General features: G+C 45.9%; 9 protein-coding genes. 3 read left to right on the forward strand and 6 right to left on the reverse strand.

What is annotated here, in order from left to right; all coding sequences use genetic code 11:
- Positions 1-175: 175 nt before the first annotated feature.
- The 3 genes from zapG to degS all read left to right on the forward strand — a co-directional run bounded on the left by zapG (position 176) and on the right by degS (position 3336).
- Complete coding sequence (gene zapG / locus AB4558_RS04885) at positions 176-631, forward strand: Z-ring associated protein ZapG (RefSeq protein ID WP_017061432.1); 456 nt, start codon at positions 176-178, stop codon at positions 629-631.
- A gap of 126 nt (positions 632-757) precedes the next feature.
- Entirely contained in the window at positions 758-2113 is a 1356-nt protein-coding gene (locus AB4558_RS04890; RefSeq protein WP_017061431.1) for a Do family serine endopeptidase, read from the forward strand.
- A gap of 158 nt (positions 2114-2271) precedes the next feature.
- The gene (gene degS / locus AB4558_RS04895; protein WP_017061430.1) at positions 2272-3336 is read left to right on the forward strand and encodes an outer membrane-stress sensor serine endopeptidase DegS; all 1065 of its coding nucleotides are present in this window, start codon (positions 2272-2274) and stop codon (positions 3334-3336) included.
- Positions 3337-3438: 102 nt separating this feature from the next.
- Here degS and parC read toward each other — a convergent pair whose 3' ends face one another.
- From parC to nudF, 6 genes are all read right to left on the reverse strand, one after another.
- The gene (gene parC / locus AB4558_RS04900; RefSeq protein ID WP_017067236.1) at positions 3439-5697 is read right to left on the reverse strand and encodes a DNA topoisomerase IV subunit A; all 2259 of its coding nucleotides are present in this window, start codon (positions 5695-5697) and stop codon (positions 3439-3441) included.
- Between the two features lie 3 nt (positions 5698-5700).
- Entirely contained in the window at positions 5701-7581 is a 1881-nt protein-coding gene (gene parE, locus AB4558_RS04905; protein ID WP_017061428.1) for a DNA topoisomerase IV subunit B, read from the reverse strand.
- Positions 7582-7820: 239 nt separating this feature from the next.
- Positions 7821-8426: an esterase YqiA gene (gene yqiA / locus AB4558_RS04910; RefSeq protein ID WP_017061427.1), complete on the reverse strand. Its 606-nt coding sequence runs from the start codon at positions 8424-8426 to the stop codon at positions 7821-7823.
- A gap of 15 nt (positions 8427-8441) precedes the next feature.
- Positions 8442-9266, reverse strand: coding sequence for a 3',5'-cyclic-AMP phosphodiesterase (cpdA, locus tag AB4558_RS04915; protein WP_017061426.1), 825 nt, complete (start codon positions 9264-9266; stop codon positions 8442-8444).
- 59 nt (positions 9267-9325) lie between these two features.
- Complete coding sequence (locus tag AB4558_RS04920; protein ID WP_008222561.1) at positions 9326-9766, reverse strand: DUF1249 family protein; 441 nt, start codon at positions 9764-9766, stop codon at positions 9326-9328.
- 4 nt (positions 9767-9770) lie between these two features.
- Entirely contained in the window at positions 9771-10400 is a 630-nt protein-coding gene (gene nudF / locus AB4558_RS04925; protein ID WP_017061425.1) for an ADP-ribose diphosphatase, read from the reverse strand.
- Positions 10401-10484 lie beyond the last annotated feature (84 nt).

The raw sequence follows: 10484 nt of genomic DNA on the forward strand, positions 1-10484 counted from the left end.
ATGAGCCCAAACAGTACGAGGAATAACGTGATGTGGTGAATAATTCAGCATCAAACTGCTAACTAGCGCACACGCATTTCTCTTTATACTGCGGCTTTCTCATAGTACCATGGAGCCGTATCACGTGTAACTAAGCAGTAACAAACATGTTAAAAAACAATAATAAGGAGCTGTTATGCCTTGGATGTATGCCGTTGCCGGTTTACTAGTCGGAGTTATTTTAGGGGTCGCTATTTCTCGTCTCATGACACCTGAATACAAAAAACAAAAGAACGTACAGAAAGAATTGGATAGCGCAAAGTTTGCCCTTGAGCAGCAGCGACAAGAGCTGGCTGATCACTTTGCGAAATCAGCAGAAATGTTGGACACATTAGGTAAAGACTACACAAAACTGTACCAACACATGGAAAAAACAAGCTCAGAGCTGATTCCTAACCTGCCAGAGCAAGATAACCCGTTTGTGAAAACAGCCGCTGCCCATTCGGACAAGCCACAAGAGAAGCCTTCAGTAAAAGAGGCGACACTTGAGGAACAACCGAAAGATTACGCTAATGGCGCAACCGGTTTATTTACAGAGCAGAAGAAAGAAATCATGAATGCTCCCGATGTTGTTACAGCAAAAGCATCGTAAACATTTAACACTTCTGTGAACTTTACAAAGGTTTTTGAGTCATAACTTTCACTCAGGTCATTTGAAACTTATCATACTTATTAAACGTATAAGAGGGTTAAGACCTTAACTAGAGAGGAGTTTATGATGAAAAAACCTTTGCTTGCTTTATCAGTGCTAACTTTAAGCTTAAGTTCAATCATCACCCCCATTAAAGCAACAGCCGCACTGCCATTAAGTGTGGGTAATGAACAATTACCGAGCCTTGCTCCTATGCTTGAACAAGTGACCCCCGCTGTGGTTAGTATTGCCGTAGAAGGCAAACAGGTACAACGTCAGCAAATCCCTGAACAATTTCAATTCTTTTTTGGTCCAGAACAAACACGAGAGCGTCCCTTCCGCGGATTAGGCTCTGGTGTCATCATTGACGCCGAGAAAGGTCATATCGTGACCAATTACCATGTCATTAATGGTGCGGACGATATCAAAGTAAAACTGCATGATGGTCGAGAGTACGATGCTGAGCTAATCGGCGGCGACCAGATGTCTGATATCGCACTGCTAAAATTAGAAGAAGCCAAAAACCTGACCCAGATAAAAGTCGCAGACTCAGACAAACTAAGAGTTGGTGATTTTAGTGTCGCGATCGGTAACCCATTCGGACTTGGGCAAACCGTGACATCCGGTATTGTTTCTGCACTCGGCCGTAGCGGCCTGAATCTAGAAAACTTTGAAAACTTCATTCAAACCGATGCAGCAATCAACAGCGGCAACTCTGGTGGTGCGCTAGTGAACCTTAACGGTGAGCTAATTGGTATCAACACCGCCATTCTTGGCCCTAACGGAGGTAATGTCGGTATCGGCTTTGCAATCCCTTCTAATATGATGACAAACCTGACAGAACAAATTCTCGACTTCGGTGAAGTAAAACGCGGCATGCTTGGCGTTCAAGGCGGAGAAGTGACCTCTGAATTGGCAGAAGCACTCGGTTATGAATCAAGCAAGGGCGCCTTTGTTAGCCAAATCGTCCCTGACAGCGCAGCCGATAAAGCAGGACTGAAAGCGGGCGATATTATTGTCTCTATTAATGGCAAACGCATTGATACCTTCAGCGAGTTAAGAGCTAAGGTCGCAACACTCGGCGCTGGTAAGCAGATTGAACTGGGTGTGGTTCGTGACGGTAAGAGCAAAACCTTTGATGTGACGCTTGGTGAATCCACCAATAATAAAACACAAGCTGAGAAGCTCCATGAAGGACTAGCTGGTGCTGAGTTAACCAACACAACAGAGAGTGACTCTGCAACGGGCGTCAAGGTATCGAATGTTGCTCAAGGTTCACCAGCCGAAGCCTATCAACTCCTGAAAGATGACATCATCATCGGAGTAAACCGCCAGCCCGTTAAGAACCTTGCTGAGTTTAGAGAGATTCTTGAAAAACAACCTGGTGTACTGGCGCTTAATATCCAGCGAGGCGACCGAACTATCTATCTTGTGATTCGATAGTCTTACGTCAGCGCAATTACAGGGAGGCTCAGTAAGTTTGCTTTAAACTTACTCAGTCTCCCTTTTCTTTAGATCAATCAAAATGCTATGCTTCACTTGTAATCAAATCAGTCATCCATTGATGGAGGCTTCACACCTTACTTGTTGAAGAGGGAAACATGCTGTCCTTTCTATTTCGTTCTATTTCCCTTGGACTCGTTTCAGCGGCGCTTATTCTTCTCGCCTTCCCGAGCTTAAGACCAGCGATTGTCGCTGACGTCACTAGCCCTAAAGTCGATAATATTGGCTCTCTTCAGATTTCATTTAACCAAGCAGTTCGCCGCGCGGCGCCTGCAGTGGTTAACATTTATAGCCGTAAATACGCTGAAAGCGATCGAAACAAACTGCTCACACAAGGTTTGGGCTCTGGGGTGATTGTTAGCGAGAAAGGCTACATCATTACCAACTTCCATGTGGTGGCTCAAGCAGACCAAATAGTTGTGGCACTTCAAGATGGCCGAGTAGCAGCTGCGCAACTTGTCGGTTCAGACAAACGCACCGATATCGCGATACTTAGAGTCAGCGGTGATAATCTACCGGTGATCCCACTCAATCCTAATTACAAAGCCAATGTCGGTGATGTTGTACTGGCTATCGGTAACCCATACAACCTAGGTCAAACAACAACCTTTGGTATCATCTCTGCAACCGGCCGTTCTTCGATCAGTGCCGATGGCCATCAAGCCTTTATCCAGACCGATGCGGCAATCAATGAAGGTAACTCAGGTGGCGCACTGGTGAACTCACAAGGTGAGCTAGTCGGTATCAATACCGCCTCTTTCCAGCAAGCTACCGACATGGAAACCTATGGGATCTCATTCGCTATCCCCTATCCGCTTGCTAATAAAATCATGGAAAAGATCATCGCCGATGGTCGTGTGATTCGTGGCTATATTGGTATCGATGGACAAGACATCAACTCAGTCACCTCACGCATGTTGGGTACTAAGAATATCGGCGGGATCGTTGTGTTGGGGATAGACCCTAATGGTCCGGCTGCCGATGCGGGTTTTGAAGCTCAAGACATTATTGTCAGTATCAACGATAACCAAGTAAATGGTCGCCAGAGTGTAATGGACATCGTTACCGACCTGCGACCTGGTACAGTTATCGATGTGGGTATATTGCGCCAAGGTGAAAGCAAAACCTTAAAGGTGACCATCGCCGAAGATACTCGCCTGTAGAGCAAACTCTGTAAGCAATGATTCAAGCTGCTAATACACAAGTACAAAAAACCCAGCTCATAGGCTGGGTTTTCTTTTATCTAAAGATTGTTTCAAGTATCTCTACGATTCACTTTGCTCTTCGATATCGATGCGAGTCACTCGCTGTAGTCCTCTAGGCAGTAGACCACCACGACGACCACGTTCACCACGGAAGTTTTCAAGATCCGCAGGTTTCAAACCAAGCTTACGTTTACCGGCGTAGATAGTCAGCGTCGCATTCTCTGGGATAGCCATAAGATGTGAGACAAACTCTTCACGCTCTTTTGCTTTCGCAGAAGGGATGTTGATGATCTTGTTGCCTTTACCTTTGCTCAGCTGAGGGAGATCTTTAATCGGGAACAACAACATACGACCTTGGTTAGTAATCGCCAGAATCTGATTACTGTCCAAGTCAGCAATAGGGCTTGGCATCATCACTTCAGAAGCTTGTGGCAAGTTAACCAAGGCTTTACCGCTCTTGTTCTTGGACAGCAGATCGCTACCCTTACAAACAAAACCATAACCTGCATCAGAACCGACTAACCATAATTGTTCATTCTCTCCCATCACCACTTGGCGAATAGAAGTACCTGGGCTGACGTTCAAACGGCCTGTAATTGGCTCACCTTGGCTTCGCGCCGACGGTAATGAATGTGACTCAAGGGAGTAGCTTCGACCATCACTGCCGAGGAACACCGCTTGTTGGTTACTCTTACCCTTAGCACTCGCTAAGAATTTATCACCCGATTTGTAGTTCAAACCTTCAGCGTCAACTTCATGCCCCTTGGCATGACGAATCCAACCTTTCTCAGACAACACAACCGTGATTGGTTCGCTTGGTACTAAGTCGCGCTCTGTTAGCGCTTTCGCTTCAGCGCGCTCAATCAGAGGTGAACGACGATCATCGCCGTATTTATCCGCATCTGCTTGGATTTCTTTCTTGATCAGCGTATTCAAGCGACGCTCTGAACCGAGTAGCTTTTCAAGCTTCTCACGTTCAGCTTCAAGCTCTTCTTGTTCCGCTCGGATTTTAAACTCTTCTAACTTAGCTAAGTTACGAAGTTTAATATCAAGAATCGCATTGGCTTGAATTTCAGAAATGTTGAAACGGCTCATTAGGACAGGACATGGTTCGTCTTCTGTACGAATGATCTCAATCACTTCATCGATATTAAGATAAGCAGCAAGCAAACCTTCTAAGATGTGCAAGCGTGCCAGTACTTTATCTAAACGGTACTGCAAACGACGGCGAACCGTTGTGCGACGGAACTCGATCCACTCTTTCAGGATTTGAACTAAGCCTTTAACTTGAGGACGATTATCTAAACCAATCATGTTCAAGTTAACGCGGAAGTTTTTCTCTAGATCCGTCGACGCGAACAGGTGACTCATCAATTGGTCACAGTCGATACGATTCGAACGAGGAACGACAACGATACGCGTTGGGTTCTCGTGATCCGATTCATCTCGCAAGTCGTCAACCATTGGCAGCTTCTTAGCGCGCATCTGGTTAGCGATTTGCTCAAGTAACTTCGCACCTGACACTTGATGAGGTAAAGCCGTGATAACAATATCAGAGCCTTCCTTGTGCCAAACCGCGCGCATCTTGATGCTGCCACGTCCAGTACGGTAGATCTTTTCGATGTCCGATTTCGGGGAGATAATCTCAGCTTCAGTCGGGTAATCTGGACCTTGAATGAAACCCATCACGTCTGAAAGCTCAGACTTAGGCGTATCAATTAGGTGAATGGCTGCATTCGCGACTTCACGCACGTTGTGTGGTGGAATATCGGTCGCCATACCTACCGCGATACCAGTGATACCGTTAAGTAGGATGTGAGGTAGGCGAGCAGGCAACATTTGAGGCTCTTTCATCGTGCCATCAAAGTTTGGTTGCCAGTCAACAGTGCCTTGACCTAGTTCACCTAGAAGAACCTCAGCAAACTTAGATAATTTCGCTTCGGTATAACGCATCGCAGCGAACGATTTCGGATCATCAGGTGCACCCCAGTTACCTTGACCATCTACCAATGGGTAGCGGTAAGAGAAAGGCTGCGCCATCAATACCATCGCTTCGTAACAAGCAGAGTCACCATGTGGGTGATACTTACCTAATACGTCACCAACGGTACGTGCTGATTTTTTGTATTTCGATGCAGCCGATAAGCCTAGCTCAGACATCGCGTAGATAATACGACGCTGTACTGGCTTCAAGCCATCACCGATATACGGCAATGCACGATCCATGATCACGTACATTGAGTAATTTAAGTAGGCATCTTCGGTGAACTTGCGCATTGGCAGCTGTTCAACGCCATCATATGTAATTTCGTTAGACATCCATTATACCTCGGCCATATCACCGTTAGTCTGTAGCCATGTACGGCGATCATCTGCACGTTTCTTACCAAGCAGCATGTCCATCATCTCGTTGGTTGCTTCGCTGTCATCAATCGTTAACTGCACAAGGCGACGAGTGTTTGGATCCATGGTGGTTTCACGCAACTGAAGTGGGTTCATTTCACCCAGACCTTTGAATCGTTGCACGTTGATCTTGGCTTTCTTCTGCGATAGTCGCTCAAGCACACCGTCTTTCTCTGCGTCATCAAGTGCGTAGAACACTTCTTTACCGCAATCGATACGATACAGAGGAGGCATTGCCACATAGATATGACCCGCTTCAACTAATGCATGGAAATGGCGAGTAAACAAAGCACACAGCAGTGTCGCGATATGAAGACCATCCGAGTCCGCATCGGCAAGGATACAGATCTTACCGTAACGCAGGCCGGATAAATCATCGTTGTCCGGGTCGATGCCTAGAGCCACCGAGATGTCGTGCACTTCTTGCGAAGCCAATACTTGGTCTGCTGACACTTCCCATGTATTTAGGATCTTACCGCGAAGTGGCATAACTGCTTGGAACTCACGATCACGTGCTTGTTTAGCAGAACCACCCGCCGAGTCCCCTTCCACGAAGAAGATTTCGGTACGGCTTAAGTCTTGAACTGAACAGTCAGTTAGCTTACCCGGCAGTGCTGGGCCTGAAGCGATTTTCTTACGCACAACCTTTTTGCTTGCGCGCATACGGCGGTGGGCATTCGCAATACAAGCTTCTGCTAGCTGTTCTGCCAGTTGTGGCTTTTCGTTCAACCACAGGCTAAACGCATCTTTTACCACACCAGACACAAACGCAGCAGTTTGACGTGAAGACAAGCGCTCTTTTGTTTGACCAGCAAACTGCGGATCTTGCATCTTCACCGACAGTACGTACGAACAGCGATCGAAGATATCGTCGCCCGTTAGCTTAACGCCACGCGGCAGCAAATTACGGAATTCACAGAACTCACGCATTGCATCAAGAAGACCTTGGCGAAGACCGTTTACGTGTGTACCACCTTGTTTAGTCGGTACTAAGTTCACGTAACTTTCGGTGATCATGTCGCCGCCTTCTGGCTGCCAGATGATCGCCCAGTTTGCCATTTCTGTTTCAGCAACGAATTCGCCAACATACGGTTCTTCAGGCAGCAAGGTGTAACCTTTCACGCCTTCGGCAAGGTAGTCTTTTAGGCCATCTTCATAGAACCATTTATGCTCTTCACCACCGACTTTGTCGATAAAGGTAATTTCTAAACCTGGGCAAAGCACTGCTTTTGCACGTAGGTTGTTAATCAGACGAAGTGTCGAGAATTTAGGGCTATCGAAGTACTTAGGATCAGGCCAGAAATGTACTGATGTACCACTGTTACGATGACCACAAGTGCCCGTCACAGTAAGCTCTGTTACTGCATGACCGCCTTCAAGTGCGATCTCGTGAACTTGACCTTCTCGGCGTACGGTCACTTCAACACGTTTTGACAGCGCGTTTACAACCGAGATACCTACACCGTGCAGACCACCAGAGAACTTATAGTTGTTATTCGAGAATTTACCGCCAGAGTGGAGCTTAGTTAAAATCAGCTCAACACCTGAGATCCCTTTTTCAGGGTGGATATCGACAGGCATACCACGGCCGTCATCGGTAACTTCTAACGATTGGTCTGCATGAAGTACCACTTTGATCTTCTTAGCGTGTCCCGCTAGTGCTTCATCGACCGAGTTATCAATGACTTCTTGGGCAAGGTGGTTAGGTCTTTCTGTCTCGGTATACATTCCCGGGCGGTGTCGCACAGGGTCGAGACCTTCAAGTACCTCGAGGTCTTTTGCATTATATTGTTCAGTCATAATACGGAGTTTACTCAAAAAGTTTGCGTCAGTTCGCTGGCTCCAGTTTCACTAAAGCAGAATCATTACTATGAACCGTCATAGTAGAGCGAACGAGCGAAGTATTGGGGAATATAGTCTGGAAGCTGAGTAATGATGTCAAGCTAGTTCAAAAACTAAGACATCAAACTATGATATTTCACCATTGATAGATGAAATAACAGGCAAACAAGAGAAAATCACTTGGTTGGTGGAACAGATTAAAGATTTAGAAAGGTGATGATTTGTTGTGGGTAGCGTTCAAAATCAACAAAGCTATGATCCCCGCCCTCTTCTACTGTCTGTGTTGCACCTTGGTACTTCTCTACCGCTTGTCGGTAATCCAGAACTTCGTCTTCCGTTTGCTGAAGTAACCAGAAGTCGCTCGGCTTAGCGATAGCCGAAACCTCTAACGCCTTCAGTTCATCAATATGTTTTGTTTCCAGTACATATCGTTCATCTGTGTATGGGTTTACTTGTTCACCTAAATAGTCAGCAAGAAGCTCATACGGCTTCACTGCTGGGTTTACAACCACCGCTTTAAAACCATAGTGGCTATTCAGCCATGTTGAAAGATAGCCACCCAGCGAGCTACCGACCAACGCTATTTGATATTGCTCTTTGTATTGCTCCACCAGCTGCTGTAAATGAAGTGCCGCTTGTTGAGGGAAACTCGGCAGTTGAGGGGTTACGACTTTAATATCAGCGCGATGCTCCGCACAGTAATCTGCCATCACATTCGCTTTATGAGAACGTGATGAGCTGTTAAATCCGTGAATATAGAGAAGCAGCGATGGCTTATTAGCTTGTTGATTAGAGCCTGGCATCAATAACCGCCTTCATTAGTAACCAGCAGCCTTAAAATCAGGCAAGAACTGCCCATGAGGCAGACGACGAACTTGCGTGCTAACGGTACCGTCTTGATGTAATTCAATCTCTCTCCAGCCCGGAGACAAAGTATCAACCGCGAAGTCATCTGAGTTAGGTTTGAATTGCACACAAGTCGACGGTGTTGCCATGACTTGTACACCATGATGATCTCGGTTCATGTCTTGATGAACGTGACCACACAGTACGGCTTTAACATTGGTGTGCTGTTGAACCACATCCCAAAATTGATCGGCGTCTTTTAGGTTATGTTGATCTAACCATGCGCTGCCAACCAACAATGGATGGTGGTGCAATAGAACCAAGGTATTACGTTCAGGGAACTCCGTCAGCTTCTGTTCTAATAGGTCAAGCTGTTGATCGCTGAGGCGACCATGAGGCACACCAACCACCTGCGAGTCTAGCATCACCATCTGCCAGTTATCGCCTAGCAAGACATGCTCAACACACTGTATTTGTGGTGATGGTAAAACACTGCCCATATTAGGCTTAAAGTCATGGTTCCCTGGCAGCCAATAGCATGGCTTTTCCAAAGGCTGAATCCCTGACTCAAATTTCTGGTACGACTCAGCACTGTGATCTTGAGATATATCACCGGTTGCTAAAATCGCTTGATAGTCAAAGCCCTGACTAACAATGCCATCGACTACAGCACGAAAGCTATCTTGAGTGTTGATGCTTAATAAGCTGCCATTGCTCGGCGCAAATAAATGCGTGTCCGTTAGCTGCACAAGCTTAATAGTGCTCTCATCAAATTTTGAAGTGTGTGATAATTCCAAAATAACAAATCCAGATACGTTACTGTTTAGACTTTAAAAGTGTTGATAAATAGGCTCAATTAAAAGGCAATTGGGGTTCGGCTGATACCCGTTTTTAAACAAAACGTTAACCATTCCCCAAGAAATTTATTCAATTGAAATTTCTCGTCCTTTTGCAGAAGCTTAGTGTTGGGGTAGTCATATTTCGCTTTGACTCGCGAAAAATCCCCGCTAGCGCACACTTCTGCAACTCGAGCGTCGTGATATAGCCTGACAGACATTTTTGGCAAAGGAAACACTGGCATCGCATCACTCTGACATATATCTATTAATGTGGTGTATTTTGTGACCTCATTCACTGTCAATTGATACACCATATTAACGGCTTGGTAACAGCGAACGTCACCAACCTCATGCCCAACCGGTAACAAAGCGTTCAGTTTGGCATAGTTAGTCTCGTAAACTCGCATCAATTCAGCAAGATCAACATGATACGGTTTTTTGACCGCGATATTTGGCATGACGTTAATCTATCCACTCTGACTGTAATTCTTGGTAGTTCAATTGTAGCCACTGTAGCGCAATGATCGTGGCTCCATTTTCAAATACACCATCTTTTACCAACTGATAAGCAGCTTCGCGACTCATCACTTGTACACGAATGTCTTCACCTTCGTAGTCCAATCCGTGTACCCCTTTGGCTGTCGTTGCATCAACACAGCCAACAAAGACGTCGAGCTTTTCAGAGCAACCACCAGATGAAGGATAATACGAAGTAATAGGCAATACAGATCCGACTTCGACTCCGGCTTCTTCCATTGCTTCACGACGAGCGACGTCTTGTGGCGATTCGTCCGTATCAATGATCCCAGCAACAATTTCGTATTGCCATGGGTTCTCATGCTCTAGGGCTCCGACACGGATCTGTTCGACGATCACCACTTCATCACGCACAGGATCATAAGGTAGCAAAGCGGCAGCATGTCCACGCTCAAACATCTCACGCTCTATTGGTTGGCTCCAGCCTCCCTCAAATAGTCTATGTTTAAATGTGTACTTGACCATTTTGAAAAAACCACGAAACAGCGTCTCTTTTGAGACTATTTCCACATCTTGCGGAGTAAACTCATGTCGTTGATTGTCATACTGTTGCATTTGGTACCTCACTAAGTGATCTTTATAGTTTACTCATTGTCCGAGTTAACTACCAAGGATAAGGTTCAACTTTTTATATAAAAT

Origin of the sequence: Vibrio sp. 10N.222.51.C5, assembly GCF_041474575.1 — a bacterium.
In the GTDB taxonomy this organism is placed as follows: domain Bacteria; phylum Pseudomonadota; class Gammaproteobacteria; order Enterobacterales; family Vibrionaceae; genus Vibrio; species Vibrio crassostreae_C.

Bases quoted from the DNA above. Each gene is read 5' to 3' on its own strand.
- zapG (WP_017061432.1), top strand. From the start codon at position 176: ATGCCTTGGATGTATGCCGTTGCCGGTTTACTAGTCGGAGTTATTTTA.
- yqiA (WP_017061427.1), bottom strand. From the start codon at position 8,426: ATGCCAGGCTCTAATCAACAAGCTAATAAGCCATCGCTGCTTCTCTAT.
- degS (WP_017061430.1), top strand. From the start codon at position 2,272: ATGCTGTCCTTTCTATTTCGTTCTATTTCCCTTGGACTCGTTTCAGCG.
- nudF (WP_017061425.1), bottom strand. From the start codon at position 10,400: ATGCAACAGTATGACAATCAACGACATGAGTTTACTCCGCAAGATGTG.
- parC (WP_017067236.1), bottom strand. From the start codon at position 5,697: ATGTCTAACGAAATTACATATGATGGCGTTGAACAGCTGCCAATGCGC.
- parE (WP_017061428.1), bottom strand. From the start codon at position 7,581: ATGACTGAACAATATAATGCAAAAGACCTCGAGGTACTTGAAGGTCTC.
- AB4558_RS04890 (WP_017061431.1), top strand. From the start codon at position 758: ATGAAAAAACCTTTGCTTGCTTTATCAGTGCTAACTTTAAGCTTAAGT.
- AB4558_RS04920 (WP_008222561.1), bottom strand. From the start codon at position 9,766: ATGCCAAATATCGCGGTCAAAAAACCGTATCATGTTGATCTTGCTGAA.